The 16,851-nt window shown below is 72.0% G+C and carries 14 protein-coding genes; 7 read left to right on the plus strand and 7 right to left on the minus strand.

What is annotated here, in order from left to right; genetic code table 11:
* Positions 1–37: 37 nt before the first annotated feature.
* Positions 38–2,311 (minus strand): glycoside hydrolase family 6 protein, encoded by a 2,274-nt coding sequence (locus AB0J74_RS34095; protein WP_363455731.1) that lies wholly within the window; start codon positions 2,309–2,311, stop codon positions 38–40.
* 248 nt (positions 2,312–2,559) lie between these two features.
* On the opposite strand from AB0J74_RS34095, the gene AB0J74_RS34100 reads away from it, so the two are divergent.
* The gene (locus AB0J74_RS34100; protein ID WP_363455735.1) at positions 2,560–3,009 is read left to right on the plus strand and encodes a VOC family protein; all 450 of its coding nucleotides are present in this window, start codon (positions 2,560–2,562) and stop codon (positions 3,007–3,009) included.
* Positions 3,010–3,021: 12 nt separating this feature from the next.
* On the opposite strand, the gene AB0J74_RS34105 is transcribed toward AB0J74_RS34100, so the two are convergent.
* Genes AB0J74_RS34105 through AB0J74_RS34120 form a run of 4 tightly spaced genes read right to left on the minus strand, consistent with a single transcriptional unit; the run spans position 3,022 to position 6,628 of the window.
* Positions 3,022–3,837, minus strand: coding sequence for an LUD domain-containing protein (locus tag AB0J74_RS34105; protein ID WP_363455737.1), 816 nt, complete (start codon positions 3,835–3,837; stop codon positions 3,022–3,024).
* Complete coding sequence (locus tag AB0J74_RS34110) at positions 3,821–5,263, minus strand: lactate utilization protein B (protein WP_363455740.1); 1,443 nt, start codon at positions 5,261–5,263, stop codon at positions 3,821–3,823. Before AB0J74_RS34110 ends, AB0J74_RS34105 begins: the two co-directional genes overlap by 17 nt.
* Positions 5,260–5,964 carry a (Fe-S)-binding protein gene (locus AB0J74_RS34115; protein WP_363455742.1) on the minus strand — a complete coding sequence of 235 codons (705 nt, stop codon included), beginning with the start codon at positions 5,962–5,964 and terminating at the stop codon, positions 5,260–5,262. The genes AB0J74_RS34110 and AB0J74_RS34115 overlap by 4 nt, the downstream gene beginning before the upstream one ends.
* Before the next feature lie 4 nt (positions 5,965–5,968).
* On the minus strand, positions 5,969–6,628 hold the full coding sequence (locus AB0J74_RS34120) for a GntR family transcriptional regulator (protein ID WP_363455744.1): 660 nt from the start codon (positions 6,626–6,628) through the stop codon (positions 5,969–5,971).
* Between the two features lie 58 nt (positions 6,629–6,686).
* Here AB0J74_RS34120 and AB0J74_RS34125 point away from each other — a divergent pair, with 58 nt between their 5' ends.
* The 3 genes from AB0J74_RS34125 (at position 6,687) to AB0J74_RS34135 (ending at position 11,319) form a co-directional block, all read left to right on the plus strand.
* A complete protein-coding gene (locus AB0J74_RS34125) occupies positions 6,687–7,766 on the plus strand; it encodes a lactonase family protein (protein ID WP_363455850.1) in 1,080 nt (359 codons plus the stop codon).
* Between the two features lie 147 nt (positions 7,767–7,913).
* Positions 7,914–9,665, plus strand: a complete 1,752-nt coding sequence (locus tag AB0J74_RS34130) for a substrate-binding domain-containing protein (protein WP_363455853.1) — start codon at positions 7,914–7,916, stop codon at positions 9,663–9,665.
* 148 nt (positions 9,666–9,813) lie between these two features.
* A complete protein-coding gene (locus tag AB0J74_RS34135) occupies positions 9,814–11,319 on the plus strand; it encodes a sugar transferase (RefSeq protein WP_363455746.1) in 1,506 nt (501 codons plus the stop codon).
* Here the strand turns inward: AB0J74_RS34135 and AB0J74_RS34140 are convergent.
* On the minus strand, positions 11,313–12,452 hold the full coding sequence (locus AB0J74_RS34140) for a PP2C family protein-serine/threonine phosphatase (RefSeq protein WP_363455748.1): 1,140 nt from the start codon (positions 12,450–12,452) through the stop codon (positions 11,313–11,315). The two genes, AB0J74_RS34135 and AB0J74_RS34140, sit on opposite strands and share 7 nt — an antisense overlap.
* Before the next feature lie 56 nt (positions 12,453–12,508).
* Between AB0J74_RS34140 and AB0J74_RS34145 the strand changes: the two genes are divergently transcribed.
* Positions 12,509–12,979, plus strand: a complete 471-nt coding sequence (locus AB0J74_RS34145) for a MarR family transcriptional regulator (RefSeq protein ID WP_363455751.1) — start codon at positions 12,509–12,511, stop codon at positions 12,977–12,979.
* On the opposite strand, the gene AB0J74_RS34150 is transcribed toward AB0J74_RS34145, so the two are convergent.
* Positions 12,969–14,141 (minus strand): ROK family transcriptional regulator, encoded by a 1,173-nt coding sequence (locus AB0J74_RS34150; RefSeq protein WP_363455754.1) that lies wholly within the window; start codon positions 14,139–14,141, stop codon positions 12,969–12,971. The genes AB0J74_RS34145 and AB0J74_RS34150 overlap by 11 nt on opposite strands.
* Before the next feature lie 88 nt (positions 14,142–14,229).
* Here AB0J74_RS34150 and xylA point away from each other — a divergent pair, with 88 nt between their 5' ends.
* Both xylA and xylB read left to right on the plus strand, forming a co-directional pair.
* The gene (xylA, locus tag AB0J74_RS34155; protein WP_363455756.1) at positions 14,230–15,420 is read left to right on the plus strand and encodes a xylose isomerase; all 1,191 of its coding nucleotides are present in this window, start codon (positions 14,230–14,232) and stop codon (positions 15,418–15,420) included.
* 13 nt (positions 15,421–15,433) lie between these two features.
* Entirely contained in the window at positions 15,434–16,834 is a 1,401-nt protein-coding gene (gene xylB, locus AB0J74_RS34160; protein ID WP_363455856.1) for a xylulokinase, read from the plus strand.
* Positions 16,835–16,851: the final 17 nt, after the last annotated feature.

The raw sequence follows: 16,851 nt of genomic DNA on the forward strand, positions 1-16,851 counted from the left end.
CTGCCGTGACCGGAACGGGGACCCGTCGTCTATGTGGTTAGGACAGCGGAGGGTAGGCGTTGGCCATCAGTTGGCGGAACTGCGCCGAGAACCACGCCCCGGAGATCGGTGCGTCGGGCAGGGCGCCGGTCGGGTTGTTGCCGTTGAGGCCGTTGCCGCCGTACGTCGGGTCGCACATCCGGTCGAAGCCCTTGCCGTCGTTGTTCGGGATCTCCTTGCTCGAGCCGTCGGACTCACCCGGCGGCTTGACCCACACGTAGGCGTCGATGCCCGCGGCGGGCGCCGCGGTCGGCCGCTCGCCGAGGCCGGCACCGCTCTGGTTGCACCAGTTGCCGGCGTGGATCCGCCGGTCGATGCGGGACTGGTCGACGAACGTGTTGAGGTCGGTCGAGGTGCTGGCCGCGGTGGGCCGGGCCGAGCCGCCCCAGCCGTTGCGCGACGTGTCGATCAGCATGCCGATGCTGGAGCTGAAGCCCTGGCTGATCAGCTCGGTGCGGAACGCCTGGGCGAACGACAGTTCGTCGACGTAGAAGTTCCAGTCGACCCACTTCGACTGCCGGATCTGCTGTCCGTTGACGGTCGTGTTGATGTTGAAGAAGGGCTCGCGCAGGGCCGAGTAGTTGGCCGTGTTGACGATGAAGCCGTGCACGTCGTCGACGGTCGCGCCGGACGCGGTCGCGGCCTGCTTGAGCTTCTGGGCGGTCGGGCGGAAGTTGCTGTCCCAGCCGATCCAGCCGTGGTGCGCGGCGTCGATGTAGTTGTAGACGTTGGGAATCGCGCCGAGCTTGTCGAGCGCGTAGCCGACGCCGTTGACGTAACCGCCGTTGGAGTTCATCGTCGCGCACTTGGCGATGTTGAGGTTGGTGACCAGGTTCGGCAGCGAGTCGATCTCGATGACCGCGATGATCCGCAGGCTGCGGTACTTCGTGTCACCCATGATCGCCGCGATCGGGTCGATGTATTCGGTCTTGTAGCGGGGCAGGTCCTCGGTGCCGAGTTCGCCGTTGGACGCCAGGGCGGAGCAGTCCCGGCCGGGCAGGTCGTAGATGACGAACTGGGCGTAGCCGGCACCCTGGGCGAGCGCGGCGTCCAGGTGGGCACGCAGGCCCATCGGGCCGTTGGACTGGCTGTCCGGGGTGCCCTCGATCGCCGCGATCCGGTCGAGCCAGACGGCGGTCGGCTGGTTGCTCACCCGGGAGCCACCCGGCTCGGCGGCGGCCTTGGCCGACCATTCCGGGTTGACGTAGCCGCGGGCGCCGACGTACGGGTTGTCGACCCGGCCGCCGCCGTTGGGCACGTCGTTGTCGGACTCGGTGGCCGTGACGGACACGTTGCCGGCCGAACTGGTGGCGGCGATCGTCGCGGTGCCGTTGGTCGTGTCGCTGTCTTCGGACGCGCTGACCGTGACCGGCACGCCGGTGCTCCAGTTGGAGCTGGTCAGCGTCAGGCTGGTCGGCGCGATCGTGATGTTGGTGTCGCCGGACTTGGCCAGCGAGACGGCGACCGAGCCGGTCGGTGCGGCGCTGAGCCGGTAGGTGACCGTGGCCGAGCCCCCTTCGGGGACGCTGACCGCGCCGGTGCTGGCCTGCAGCGTCGGGGTGGTGGAGCTGCCGCCGACGGTGAACGGCACGGCGCTGGTGGTCGTCGAGAGTCCGCCGCCGTCGACCGCGCGGGCGGCCGCGGTGTGGCTGCCGGAGGCGACCGAGGTGGCGCTGTACTCGTACGGTGCGCTGGTGTCGCTGTTGACGACCGTGCCGTCGATCAGGAACTCGACCCGGCTGATCGGCCCTTCGACGTCGCTGGCCGTGGCCGCCAGCGGCACGGCCGCGCCGGCGGCGAAGGTGGCGCCGCTGGTCGGGCTGGTCAGCGTCACGGTGGGCGGGGTGTTGGTGGGCGTGGTGCCGCCACAGGCGGTGCCGTTGACGGTGAAGGCGGTCGGCTTGGGGTTGCTGCCGCTCCACGCGCCGTTGAAGCCGATCGACGTGGACGCGCCGGTCGCGAGGTTGCCGTTGTAGTCCATGTTGCGCGCGGTTACCGCCTGGCCGGTCTGCGTCCAGGTGGCCGACCAGCCCTGCGTGACGCGCTGGCTCGCGTTGGGGAAGGTGAAGCCGAGCGTCCAGCTGGTCAGCGCGTCGCCGGTGTTGCGCAGCGTCACGTTGGCGGTGAACCCGCCCGGCCAGTCGTTGGTGGTGTAGGTGACGTCGCAGGCGACGGCCGCCTGGGCCGCCGATGTGGGCGCGACGACGCCCGCGGCGGCGAGCAGGCCGGCCCCGGCGACGGCGAGCAGTCGCCGTCTTGTCGACAGAGTCATTGCCGTGTCTTCTCCTTGACCAGACCGGGTCCGTACCCGGGGATGGGGGTGTGGGGGTTGGCGATAGCTGTGCCCGGCCCGGTCAGGCGAGATCGCGCGGCGTCGCAGCGCGCCGTCCGGAGTTGGTGCTGCTCCGGTGCCCTCGGCTTCGTGGTGCGACCCGCGTGGATGCGGCTCGATAGAGAGTCTTCCATGGGAGCGCTTCCATGACAAGCGTTTCTGTCGTACGCGGGGTCCACCATGGCGGCATGACACCGCGACTGCAGATCACCGTCGACTGTGCCGACCCGGTCGAGCTGGCCGCTTTCTGGGCGACGGCGCTCCACTATGACCCGGCGCCGCCGCCCGAGGGCTTCGCGAGCTGGCACGGGTGGTACCGCAGCGTCGGCGTGCCCGAGGAGGAGTTGACGGGCCCCGACGCACCCGACCGGCTGGTCGACCCGGCGGGCGTGGGCCCGACGTTCTGGTTCCAGCAGGTTCCCGAGCCCAAGACGGTCAAGAACCGGCTCCATCTCGACCTGTCGGTGAGCGGCGGCCGCTCCCAGCCACTGGCCGAGCGCCGCACGGTCATCGAGGCCGAGGTGAACCGCCTGGAGAAGGCCGGCGCCCACGTGTTCCGCCTACTGGACGACCCGGCCAACGACTATATCGCGGTGGTGATGCACGACCCGGAGGGCAACGAGTTCTGCGTCTGCTGACCCGCAGGTCGGTCACCCGACGATGACGACGTCGAGGCGGCGGGGGCCGTGCACGCCCTCGACGCGGTTGAGTTCGATGTCGCTGGTCGCCGACGGGCCGGAGATCATCGTGAGCGGGCGGGTCGGGTCGTCGAGGCGGCGCAGCGCCGCGGGCAGGCGGGCGACGATCTGGTCCGCGCGCACGACACACACGTGGTGGTCGGGCACCAGCGTCAGCAGGCGGCGACCCTGGTCCGGGCCGGCGTCGAGGATCAGCGTCCCGGTCTCGGCCACCGCCACCGCGCACCCGGTCACCACCGCGACGCCCGGCGCGTCCAGGTCGGTCACCGTCAGCGGCGCTGGATCGCCGTCGCGGACGGCCCCGCGGTCGGGGACGGCCTCGCCGTCGCGGGCCGGGTCGGCGTCGCGGGCCGGGTCGGCGTTGCGGGCCGGGTCGGCGTTGCGGGCCGGGTCGGCGTTGCGGGCCGGGTCGGCGTTGCGGGCCGGGTCGGCGTTGCGGGCCGGGTCGGCGTTGCGGGCCGGGTCGCCGTTGCGGGCCGGGTCGGCGTTGCGGGCCGCGAGCCACTCCGCCGGTGCGCCGGGCGGGAGGACGACGGTCGACGCGTCGGCCAGGAAGCTGGCCACTGCCGCGGCCAGGTCCGCGGGGGTGCAGCGGTGGACCGCCGCGCGGTAGTCCTCGAGGCGCTCGACCAGCAGGTCGATCAGGTCTGCGCCCGCCGGGCCGTCGTCCTGGTCGTAGCTGCGGGGCACCTCGACCGTGGCCGTCGGGCGGGCCGACTCGATGCGGCGGAAGATCTCCGCGCGGGCGGGGTCAGGAGGAGTGCTCACGGGTCCACCATTCGCGGAAGGTCTGCTTCGCGGGGAGCGGGGCGTCGCGGGACGAGGTCCAGGCCGACAGCGGCCACGGCAGGCGGCGGATCGCGCCGCGGCGACCGGCCACGACGCGCAAGGGTGCCGCGCCGCGCCGGGCCGCCCGGAGCGCGGCCGCGTAACGGCGGCGGTCGCGCATGACGAACGACATCGTGCGCATCGCCGCACGCTCGGTGGACGGGCGGCCGCGCGCGGCGTCCACGCCGGACTGTCGTAGGTGGACCAGCACCTGCGGGATGTCGATCCGCACCGGGCACGCGTCGAAGCAGGCCCCGCACAGGGTGGACGCGTAAGGGAGGGTGCGGTTGGCGCCCTCGCCGCTCATCTGGGGTGACAGGATCGCGCCGATCGGGCCCGGATAGACCGAGCCGTAGGCGTGGCCGCCGACCCGCTCGTACACCGGGCACACGTTGAGGCACGCCGAGCAGCGGATGCAGCGCAGCGCCTGGCGGCCCACCGGGTCCGCCAACGTGTCGGTGCGGCCGTTGTCGACCATGACGATGTGCACCGTCTGCGGTCCGTCGCCGGGTGTGACGCCGGTCCACAGCGAGGTGTAGGGGTTCATCCGCTCGCCCGTCGACGACCGAGGGAGCAGTTGGAGGAAGACCTCCAGGTCACGGAACGTCGGCAGCAGCTTCTCGATGCCGACCACCGAGATAAGGGTCTCCGGCAGGGTCAGGCACATCCGCCCGTTGCCCTCCGATTCGACGACCGCCAGCGTGCCGGTGGCGGCGATCGCGAAGTTGGCGCCGGAGATGCCGACCTTGGTGGAGAGGAATCGGGAGCGCAGGTGGCGCCGGGCCGCCTCCGCCAGAGCCGGCGGATCGTCGGTCAAGGTGGCCACATTGACGCCCGGCATCCGGCGGGCGAAGATGTCGCGGATCTGGCTGCGGTTGTAGTGGATCGCCGGCACCAGGATGTGCGACGGGGTGTCGTCGGCCAACTGCACGATCAGTTCGGCCAGGTCGGTCTCGACCGCGTTGATCCCGACCGCGGACAGTGCCTCGTTGAGACCGATCTCCTGGGTCGCCATCGACTTGACCTTGACCACCTCGGCGGTGCCGGTCGCGCGCACCAGGTCGGCGACGACCGTGCACGCCTCCTGCGCGTCGCGCGCCCAGTGCACCGTCGCACCGGCCGCGGTGGCTGCCGCCTCGAACTCGGCGAGCAACGACGGCAGCCGGGACAGCACGTCGTCCTTGATCGCGGCTCCGGCCACCCGCAGCAGTTCCCAGTCGGGCACCTCGCCGACCACCCGCAGCCGCTTGTCGCGGATCGTGTGGGTCGCCTTGCGCAGGTTGCGGCGGAGTTGCTCGTCGCCCAACTCGCGCCGCGCGGCGGTGGGGAACGGCAGCCGGGCGACGATGTTGCCGGTCCCGCTCATCGCGCGGCCAGGATCTGGGCGTAGTGGATCGGGGTGACCTGCGCGTCGCGGCGGGAGAGGCCGCCGCCGATGTGGGTCAGGCACGAGTTGTCGGCGGCGGCCAGATAGGACGCCCCGGTGGCTAGAACCGCGGCGCACTTGTCGGCCAGCATCGCGCCCGAGACGCCGGGGTTCTTCAGCGCGAAGGTGCCACCGAAGCCGCAACACTCCTCGGCACCGTCCAGCGGCGTCAGCGTCAGGCCCTCGACCGCCTCCAGCAGGCGGCGCGGCCGGTCGCCGAGCCGCAGCATCCGCAACCCGTGACAGGTCGGGTGGTAGGTCACCGTGTGCGGAAACCGCGCGCCCACGTCGGTCACCCCCAGTTCGTCGACCAGAAACTCGGACAGCTCGTACGTGCGCCCGGCCACCGACGACAGCGCGGCCGACGGGGCGAGCCGTGGATAGCTCTCCCGGACCATCGCCACGCACGATGCGGACGGCGCCACGATCGCGTCGTACGCGTCGAAGGTCTTGACGAAGTTGGCCACCAGCGGCAGCGCCTCCTCGCGGTATCCGCTGTTGGCGTGCATCTGGCCGCAGCACGTCTGGTCGAGCGGAAACTCGACCTCGTGTCCGAGCCGGGAAAGGACGGTCACCACCGCCTTGCCGGTGTCCGGGAACATCAGGTCGTTGACGCACGTGACAAAAAGGGCTATCCGCATGGGCTCACCGCGTCTCGAAATAGGGCAGGTGGCGGTCGCGCGCCGCCGTGAGGTGGTCGCGCATCGCCGCGGCGGCCGCGTCGGGGTCGCCGGCGCCGACCGCGTCGACCACCCGGTGGTGTTCGCGGGCGCTGATCCCGTAGTGCGCGGCCGGGAAATGCAGCCGGAACAGGTGCAGGTGGGCGCGCAGTCGGACCACGGCGTCGTGCAGCATCCGGTTGCCGGACAGGCCGGCCAGCGCGTGATGGAAACGGGCGTCCTGGGTGGTGAACGCCGCGATCGCCGCATAGCCGTCGGCGCCGGCCGGGCCCGGCAGGTCAGCGGCCGTGCGCAGGCCGGTCAGGTCGGTGTCGTCGAGACCGGCGCCGGCGGCCCGGGCGGCGGCGACCGGCTCCAGGATCAGCCGCATCTCGACCAGTTCCTCGAACTGGGCCCGGGTCAGCAGCGCCGTCGCCGTGTAGCCGACCAGCGGGGTCTTGCTGACCAGGCCGTCGGACTCGAGCCGGGCCAGCGCCTCGCGGACCGGGGTGGGTGAGACGGCGAGCCGGCGGGCCAGCGCGTCGATGTTGATCCGGGCGCCGGGCTGCACCTCGTGATCCATGATCAGGGCCTGCACGGCGGCGTAGACGTCGTCGGTCAGCGTGATCCGTCGGGCGGGCTGCACAATCAAAGATCCTATAGGATCGACGGCCGGCGCGCAGTCCTTGGCGGGGAATGATTTGATCAACCGCGTGACCGACGAACGCCTGTACCTCGGCTGTTACACCAGGGAATCCGGCGGTACGGGGGAAGGCATCGTCGCCGTCACCCGCGACCCGGCCACCGGGCGCCTGAGTCCCGGACCGGTGGTCGCACGTACCCCGTCGCCGTCGTTCCTGACCTGGCACCCGACGCTGCCGGTGCTCTACGCGGCCAACGAACTGGCCGAGGGCGAGGTCAGCGGCTGGGCGGTGGACGGCGCCGGGCCGCTGCAGCCCCGCGGGCGGGCCGGCACGGGCGGCACCGAACCGTGCCACGTCGCGGTCACCGCCGACGGCGGCCACCTGCTGGCCGCGAACTACGCGAGCGGCTCGATCTCCGTACACCCGCTGGATCCGGAAACCGGCGCGGTGGGTGCCCGCAGCGACCTGGTGGTGCACGACGGGCACGGACCGGACCGCGACCGGCAGGCCGGCCCGCACCTGCACATGATCTCCATCGACCCGGCCGGCGGCCCGCTGGTCGCCGTCGACCTCGGCACCGACGGCCTCTATCCCTACCGGGTCGTCGACGACCGGCTGGTGCCGGCCGGCGACCCGCTGCGGGTCACGGCAGGGGCGGGGCCCCGGCACATCGCCCGGCATCCCGACGGACACCGGGCCTACCTGGTCGACGAGCTCGACGCGATGGTCACCAGCTTCGAGATCGGGGCAGAGGGCTGGCGCGAGCGCAACCGGCTGGAGGCGAGCACCCGGCCCGGCGAGAAGTTCCCGTCGGAGATCGCCTGCCGGGCCGACGGCCGCTATCTCTACCTGGCCACGCGGGGCGTCGACACCCTGTCGGTGTTCGCGTTGGACGGTGCCGCGCCGCGGCTGGTTACCGAGGTCGACTGCGGCGGTCGGTGGCCGCGACACCTGGCGCTGGCCGGCGACCACCTCTATGTCGCCAACCAGCTCGGCAACTCGGTGAGCGCGTTCGCTGTCGATCCGCGCACCGGCGTGCCGACGATGGTCGCCGATCCGGTCGCGGTGGCAAGTCCGACTTGCGTATTAGCTCCGCGCGAGACCGTCATTTCGGGATCCGCGGAAAAGGTTGCCGCGTAAGAGGTTTCGTGGACTCGTTGGAGTATCGCAGTCACAGGAAGTGACGAAAACCGATCCCTTCGTTGCTCCTGCGTAACTTTAAGCCGAACGTACCTGGCGATGTGGGGCCTCGCTACGCAAGATGGTCGGGTGTCTGGCCGGCATCGCATGCGTATGAAGTTCCGCGGGGCTGGCGTCATCGCCGCCGCGATGGCGCTTGTCCTCGTCTCCGTTGGCGTCTACTTCGGTTACCGACAGGTAAGTCAGCCCGGTTGCTCGGGTTCGGCGAAGCTGACGGTCTCCGCCGCGTCGGAGATAGCGCCGGCGATCAAGACCGCCGCCAAGTCGTGGGTCGACGGCGGTGCACAGGCCGACGGCGTCTGCGTCGCGGTCGACGTGGTCGCGCAGGAGCCGGTCGACGTCGCGGCGGTGGTCGCCGGCAAGCACGGCGTCGCCCTTCCGGGCGTGGGCCTGGCCAACGGCAACGCCACGATGCCCGACGTCTGGGTGCCCGACTCGTCGACCTGGCTGATGCGCTTGCAGAGCGCGGCGTCCGGCTTCGCGCCGACCAACGGCGAGTCGATCGCCCGCAGCCCGGTCGTGATCGCCATGCCCGAGCCGGTCGCCACCGCCATCGGCTGGCCGCAGAAGAAACTCGGCTGGCAGGACCTGCTCAGCCAGCTGACCACGAGCAACTCGATCAAGCCCGGCATCGTCGAGCCGACCCGCGACGCCGCCGGCCTGTCCGGCCTGCTCGCTCTCGGCGAACAGGCCGGGAAGCTCGGCGCGCAGGGGCAGGAGGCGCAGACCTCGGTGCTGCGCGCGCTCGCCTCCGGCAAGTCGGCGCTCCGCGAGGACCTGCTCGCCAAGTTCCCGAACGCGACCGACCCGGCCAGCATCGCGCAGGCGCTCTCCGCCGCGCCGCTGTCTGAAGAAGACGTCGTGCAATACAACGCGCAGAAGCCGCCGATCCCGCTGGCCGCGCTCTACCTGGAACCGGCTCCGACCTCGCTCGACTACCCCTACGCGGTCATGCCGGGCACCGACCCGGTGAAGGCGAAGGCGGCGGAGGGCCTGTTCCGGGTGCTGACCACCAAGGACTTCAAGAACCAACTCGGTGCCGAGCACCTGCGCGCCGCCGACGGCACCTGGGGCGACGGCTTCGAGGCGCCGGCCGGCGCGCCCAGCCCGGCCGGCACCCCACAGGTGACCTCGTCCGGCAACTCCGGCGGCACCGCGGCCGGCAGCTCCGACCCGGCCGTCATCGACCGCACGCTGGCCACCTGGACGGCGGTCACGCTGCCTGGCCGGCTGCTCGCGGTCATCGACATCTCCGGCACGATGGGCGGCAAGGTGCCCAGCGCCGGCAACGCCACCCGGATGCAGCTCACCCAGCAGGCCGCGGCCAAGGGCCTCGGTCTGTTCAGCGACGACTGGGCGGTCGGGCTCTGGGTGTTCTCCAGCAACCTCGGCGGCGGCAAGGACTACAAGGAACTGGTGCCGATCCAACCGGTCTCCAGCGGCCGGACGAAGCTGGCCGCCCAACTCGGCGCCGTCAAGCCCAAGAAGGGCGGCGACACCGGTCTCTACGACACGATCCTCGCCGCCTACAAGAACGTGCAGACCGACTGGCAGGGCGGCCGGGTCAACTCGATCGTGCTGCTGACCGACGGCATCGGCAACGACGACCCCGACGGCGGCATCAGCCACCCGGCCCTGCTCAACGAGCTGAAGAAGATCAAGGACGACAAGAGGCCGGTCCAGCTGATCATCATCGGACTCGGCGACGAGGTGAACCGCGGCCCACTCGACCAGATCACCAAGGTCACCGGTGGTGGTGTCTTCGTGGCCAAGGACCCGGCGAAGATCTCCGACATCTTCTTGCAGGCGATCTCGCTGCGCCCCAACGTCGGCAAGTGAAGCCACCCCTGTCGTTTGCCTAGCTAACGGCTTGCCGTCAAGCAAGTGACGGTTTTCTGTCCCAGCTCCACCGGGTGACGGCGGATGGGCGAAGATGTCCAGGCACCGCACTCCGGTGCGTCGACACCCACGAGCTGGGGAGGGCTTTGTGACGTCGGCGACGCTGGTAAACCCTGCTGCCGCGCGCCCGGAAACCGGGCGCGACTCTGTCAACGCCGCGTTGGTACGCGCCCGCCAACGCACCTATGTGCGCGCTGTCTTCCTGGTCGACGTCGCGATGGTCACGCTCGCGGTGCTCGGCGGATACGCCGTGCGGTTCGGCGGGCTCTCCGAGCGGTTCGGCGGTGGGGCGCCGCGCGACTCGACGCCGTACGCCCTGATCATGGTCGGTCTCGGTCTGGTCTGGCTCCTGTCGCTCAAGCTGATGCGCAGCTACGACATCGGCCTGATGGGCTACGGCGTCGACGAATACCGGCGGGTGTCGGCCGCGACGGTCCGGCTGGCCGGCGCGATCGCGATCGTCGGCTACGTCGTCGACCTCGGCGTCGCCCGCTGGTTCCTGGTGTTGAGCTTCGCGCTCGGCCTGGTCGGCCTCGTGGGCGGCCGCTACGCCGCCCGCAAGTGGTTGCACCACGCCCGCAAGCGCGACGGCTCCTGGTCGCGCCAGGTGCTGGTCGTCGGCGACGCCGTGCACATCAACGAACTCGTCGCCACGCTGCGCCGCGAGCCCTACGCCGGCTACCACGTGGTCGGCGCGTGCATCCCCGACGCGCTGATCGCGCCGGTGCCGCAGCGCCTCGGCGACGTGCCGGTGGTGGGCTCGTTCCGCACCGTCCTGGAAGCGGTCGAGTCGACCGGCGTCGACACGGTCGCGGTCACCACGTCCGGCGAGTTGACCGCGATCCGGCTGCGCCGGCTCGGCTGGCAGCTCGAGGGCACCGGCGTCGACATGGTGCTGGCGCCGGCGCTGACCGATGTGGCCGGCCCCCGCATCCACACCCGACCGGTCGCCGGGCTGCCGCTGATCCACGTCGAGGCACCCGAGTTCCGCGGCGGACGCAAGCTGGTCAAGGGATTCTTCGACCGGGCCGCGGCACTGTGCGCGCTCACCCTGGCATCCCCGCTGCTGATCGCGATCGCCATCGCCATCAAGCTCGACGGCGGTGGCCCGGTGTTCTTCCGGCAGACCCGGGTGGGCATGTCCGGCAAGGAGTTCGGCGTCTTCAAGTTCCGCACCATGGTGGTCAACGCCGAAGAGGTGCTGGCGCAGCTCAAGGCGCGCAACGAGACCGACGGGCTGATGTTCAAGATGCGCGACGACCCGCGGGTCACCCGGGTCGGCCGGTTCCTGCGCCGCTACTCGCTCGACGAGTTGCCGCAACTGGTCAACGTGCTGCTCGGCCAGATGAGCCTGGTCGGCCCGCGCCCACCGCTGCCCCGCGAGGTGGCCCGCTACGACGGCGACGTGGCCCGCCGGCTGCTGGTCAAGCCCGGCATCACCGGGCTCTGGCAGGTCAGCGGCCGCTCCGACCTGAGCTGGGAAGACGGCATCCGGCTCGACCTCTACTACGTGGAGAACTGGAGCCTGACCGCCGACCTGGCGATTCTGTGGAAGACGGTCGGCGCGGTGGTCGCCAGCCGCGGCGCCTACTGACTCTTGGGTCCGTTCCAGTCCAGGCACACCACGACCGCGTCGTCGACCAGGTCGGCCGAGACGTGCGCGCGCAGCTCACCGAGCAGCGCGCGCACCGCGTCCAGCGGCGACTGCCGCCGGCTGTGCCGCACGAAGCGGGTCAACGCGGTGTCGCCGTACCGCCCGCCGGTCTGGTTGGCCGCGTCGTAGACGCCGTCGCTGATCACGAACAGCCGGTCACCCACCTCCAGATCGAAGGTCTGCGGCCGGTAGATGGTGCCGTCGAACATGCCCAGCGGCAGCTGCGCCTCGAGCTCCACATCGGACGCCTCCTCGCCGCGCAGCAACAGCAACCGCGGTGAGCCGGCGTCGACGGCGGTGACCACGCCACTGTCCAGGTCCACCGAGAGCAGTAGGGCGGCCAGGTGCTGCTCGCCCCGGTAATGCGCGAAGATCGCCTGGTCGGCCAGCGCCGCCTGGTCGGCCAGTTCGAGCCCGCCACGGCGGGCGTTGCGCAGGGCGTGCGTGGCCAGGCTGGTCAACATCGCCGCGGCGACGCCCTCGCCGGAGCCGTTCACGGCCGACATCCAGAGCCGGTGCCCGTCGTCGGCCCAGTCGAAGCTGTCACCGCGCACGGCGTACGCCGGTTCGAGCTGACCGGCCAGCGAGAACGACGGTCGGCTCCGGCTCCGCCCGGGCAGCAGCTCCCACTGCATCTCGGCGGCCAGCGTCAACCGCCGGGCCCGCGCCGCGACCAGATAGGCGTCGGTGCTGCCACGCACCGCGGCCACCTCGTGCGCGAGCGAAGCCGCCAGCCGGGCCAGCTCGCCGTGCGCCGCCTCGTCGTCGCCCGGCACCGAGGCCAGCCGGAGCACGCCGATCCGGTCACCGCGCATGGTGACCGGGAGGAACAGGACGTCGTCGTCGAAAACCTCGGACTGGTGGTCGAAGCTCCGCCAGGCCGGGTGCCCGGGATGCGTCAGCGCCTCGCCGCCACCCAGCGGCAGCAACGCGGAGAGCCGGTAGTCGACCAGGAACAACTCCACGTCAGTGACCCCGTAGTGCTTCTCGACCTCCTCGCTGAGCCGCTGCACGAGCGCGTCGGCCTCCGCATGCGCCAGCGCGCGTTCGACATCGACTAACCGTTCGTTCATCAGTGGTCCCCTCGCCGAGGTGGCGACCAACGCCGCCGAGGTAGGGTTTTCCCACCATGGCCGATCACCATGCGTCCAACGACGTCGCCGCCCAGGCCGCTGCACTCGACAGCGCGGCCGAGGCGTTGCTGTCCGTGTGGGACGCGGCACGCGAAGGTGCCGCCGATCGTGTCTCGGGGTCACAGTTGCGGGCGATGCTGGTGGTCGAGGAGTTCGACGGCCTCAACCTCCGTGGTCTGGCCAGCAGCCTGGGCATGATCCTCTCGTCGGCCAGCCGCCTCTGCGACCGGCTCGTCGCGGCCGGGATGATCGAGCGCTTCCCCGGCCGCACCGACCGGCGCGAGATCTCGCTGCACCTCACCCAGACCGGCCTGCGGCTGCTGGAGGAACTGAGCAACGAGCGTCAGCGACGGCTGCGCGAGGTGCTGGAGCAGATGAGCCCGGCCGCCCGGCAGGGCCTGCTGCGCGGGCTCAGCGAGTTCGGCGACGCCATGGGCAAGCCCGACTCCGACGCGCTCACGGCCTGACCCACTCCGCCGGCTCGGCCAGGATGTCGCGGATCACCGCGCCGGCCGCACCGACCGAGGCCGCCGCCGGCCCCAGCGCCGACGCCCGCACCGTCATCGGCGACCACGCCGAGGTCAGCACCCGCCGGGCCAGTTCCGCCTCGACCGCCGGCGCCAGCCACGGCGCCAGCGGCCCGAAGATGCCGCCGAGCACCACGGTGTCGACGTCGATCATGTTGACCACGCCGGCCAGTGCGACACCCAGCGAGGTGCCCGCGGCCGGCAGCCGGCCCGCGGCCAGCGCGGCGTCGTCGCGCAGCCGCGCCAGGCCGGTCTCGCCCGCCGGCAGGTCGCGCAGCAGCGCCTCCTGGCCCGCGTACTGCTCCAGGCAGCCGAGCGCGCCACACCGGCAGGGCGGGCCGTCGGGGCGGACGCAGACGTGGCCGAGTTCGCCGCTCCAGCCCCGGGCGCCGCGGAACAAGGCGCGGTGCAGCACGATGCCGGCGCCGATGCCGATCTCGCCGGAGACGTAAACGAAGCTGTCCAGCCCGTCGCCGTCGGCGTCCAACTCGGCGAGGGCGGCCAGGTTGGCCTCGTTGTCGATGGTCAGCGGCAGGTCGCCGAGCGGGCCGCCGGCAAGTGCGACCGCCGCGTCGACGTCGTGCCAGGCCAGGTTGGGTGCCCGGTGCACCAGACCGGCGCCGGAGACCAGGCCCGGGACGGCCAGGGCGGCGCCGGCGACCACCCGCCCGGCCGCGGCCGCCTCCGCTCGTAGCCGCGCGCCGAGGCCGGCGACGGCGTCGAGGACGGCCGCCGGGCCGAGCAGCCGCTGGTCGCCGTGCAGCACCAGGCGGTGCCGGACCGTGCCGGACAGGTCGACGACACAGCCGGCCAGGTAGTCGACGTTGATCTCCAGGCCGAGCCCGGCCGGGCCGTACCCGTTGAGGACGAGCCCGACCGCCGGCCGCCCGGCGCCGGTCCGCGGCGCCGGACCGACCTCGCTGATCAGGCCGCCGGCGGCGAGGTCGTCGACGAGCGCGGAGACGGTGGCCCGGGTCAAGCCGGTGCTGGCGGCCAGGTCGGCGCGGGACGGCGGGCGCGGCGCGGCGGCCACCTGGCGCAGCACCAGGGCCAGGTTGTGGGCACGCACACTGGCCTGCCGCACCGGATATCCGCTCTCCACGCCTTGACACTGCCATGGCGGAGTCAAATAATTCAACCGCTAAACAAATTAACGAGTTCGAAACCAGACTTCTTCGGAGGAGGCCCCGATGGCAGCCGATCCCACCCGTGCCGACAAGTTCTCGTTCGGCCTGTGGACCGTGGGCTGGCCGGCCCGCGACCCGTTCGGCGACGCCACCCGGGCGCCGCTCGACCCGGTGGAGTCGGTGCACCGGCTCTCCGACCTGGGCGCCTACGGCGTGACGTTCCACGACGACGACGTCATCCCGTTCGGCGCCGACGACGCGAGCCGCAACGAGCACATCTCCCGGTTCCGCAAGGCGCTCGACGAGACCGGCATCGTGGTGCCGATGGTGACCACCAACCTGTTCACCCACCCGGTGTTCAAGGACGGCGGCTTCACCAGCAACGACCGCTCGATCCGCCGGTTCGCGCTGCGCAAGGTGATGCGCAACATGGAGCTGGCCGCCGAGCTGGGCGCGCAGACCTACGTGATGTGGGGCGGCCGCGAGGGCTCCGAATACGACTCGGCCAAAGACGTGCAGGCGGCCCTCGACCGCTACCGGGAGAGCGTCGACTTCCTGGCGCAATACTCGATCGACCGCGGCTTCGGCCTGCGCTTCGCGCTGGAGCCCAAGCCCAACGAGCCGCGCGGCGACATCCTGCTGCCGACGGTCGGCCACGCGCTGGCGTTCATCGGGAGCCTGGAGCACGGCGACCTGGTCGGCCTCAACCCCGAGGTCGGGCACGAGCAGATGGCCGGGCTCAACTACGCGCACGGCATCGCACAGGCGCTGTGGCACGGCAAGCTCTTCCACCTCGACCTCAACGGCCAGCGCGGCATCAAGTACGACCAGGACCTGGTCTTCGGCCACGGTGACCTGGCCAACGCGTTCGCCCTCGTCGACCTGATCGAGCACGGCGCGCCCGGCGGCGGCCCGGCCTACGACGGCCCGCGGCACTTCGACTACAAGCCGTCGCGCACCGAGGACGTCGACGGCGTGTGGGCCTCGGCGGCCGCCAACATGCGGATGTACCTGCTGCTCAAGGAGCGGGCGCAGGCGTTCCGGGCCGACCCCGAGGTGCAGGAGGCGTTCGCCGTGAGCAAGGTCGGCGAGCTGAGCGAGCCGACCCTGTCCACCGGCGAGAGCTACACCGACCTGCTCAACGACCGGTCCGCCTACGAGGAGTTCGACGCCGACACGGTCGCCGAGCGCGGCTTCGGCTTCGTCCGCCTCAACCAGTTGGCGCTCGAGCACCTGCTCGGCGCCCGGGGCTAAGGAGTAGATGACCATGCCGTTGGTCGCCGGCGTCGACTCGTCCACGCAGTCGTGCAAGGTGGTGGTCCGCGACGCCGAGACCGGCGCGCTGGTCCGCGAGGGGCGCGCCACGCATCCGGAGGGCACCGAGGTGCATCCGGACGCCTGGTGGCGCGCCCTGAGCGAGGCCACGCACCAGGCCGGCGGCCTCGACGACGTGGCCGCGGTCGCCGTCGGCGGCCAGCAGCACGGCATGGTCTGTCTCGATGAGTCGGGCGAGGTCGTCCGCCCGGCTCTGCTCTGGAACGACACCCGCTCGGCCCAGGCCGCCTCCGACCTGACCGCCGAGCTGGGCGGCCCGAAGGCCTGGGCCGACGCCGTCGGCTCGGTGCCGGTGGCCAGCTTCACCGTCACCAAGCTGCGTTGGCTGGCCGAGCACGAGCCCGACAACGCCGCCCGCACCGCCGCGGTCTGCCTGCCGCACGACTGGCTGACCTGGCGGCTCGGCGGCACCGGCGACCTGGCCGACCTGCGCACCGACCGCGGTGACGCGAGCGGCACCGGTTACTGGTCACCGGCCACCGGCGTCTACCGGCCCGACCTGCTGTCGCTCGCGTTCGGTCGCGAGCCGCACCTGCCCACCGTGCTGGCACCCACCGGCCTCGCCGGCCGGTTGCCCGGGGGCGCCGCGCTCGGCCCGGGCACCGGCGACAACGCGGCGGCCGCGCTGGGCGTCGGCGCCCAGCCCGGCGACGTGGTCGTCTCGATCGGCACGTCCGGCACCGTGTTCAGCGTGGCCGACCTGCCGGCCGCCGACCCCAGCGGCATCGTCGCGGGCTTCGCCGACGCCACCGGCCGGTTCCTGCCGCTGGTCTGCACGCTCAACGCCGCCCGGGTGCTCGACGCGGCGGCGGCGCTGCTCGGCGTCTCGCACAGCCGGCTCGCCGAGCTCGCGGCCGAGGCGCCGTCCGGCTCCGACGGCCTGGTGATGGTCCCCTACCTGGAGGGGGAGCGGACCCCCAACCGGCCACTGTCGACCGGTGCGGTGCACGGCCTGACGCTGCGCAACTCGACGCCGGCCCACTTCGCCCGGGCCGCGGTCGAGGGCATGCTCTGCGCGCTGGCCGACGGCCTGGACGCGCTGATCGCCGAGGGCGCCGCGGTCAACCGGGTGATCCTGATCGGCGGCGGTGCGCGCAGCGAGGCGGTCCGGCGGATCGCGCCGGAGATCTTCGGCTGCGGCGTCGTGGTGCCCGAGCCCGGCGAATACGTCGCCGACGGCGCGGCCCGCCAGGCCGCCTGGGTGGTCTCCGACCAGCCCGCGCCGCCCGCATGGGCGACCGGCCGGGTCGAGCACTACGACGCCCGCCCGGTGCCGGCGATCCGCGACCAATACGCCTCCGTCCGCGAACTCGTCCACGACCGACCGGCGTGAAACTCGTCTGACTGGCC

It is taken from the genome of Asanoa sp. NPDC049573 (genome assembly GCF_040676615.1).
In the GTDB taxonomy this organism is placed as follows: Bacteria; Actinomycetota; Actinomycetes; order Mycobacteriales; family Micromonosporaceae; genus Asanoa.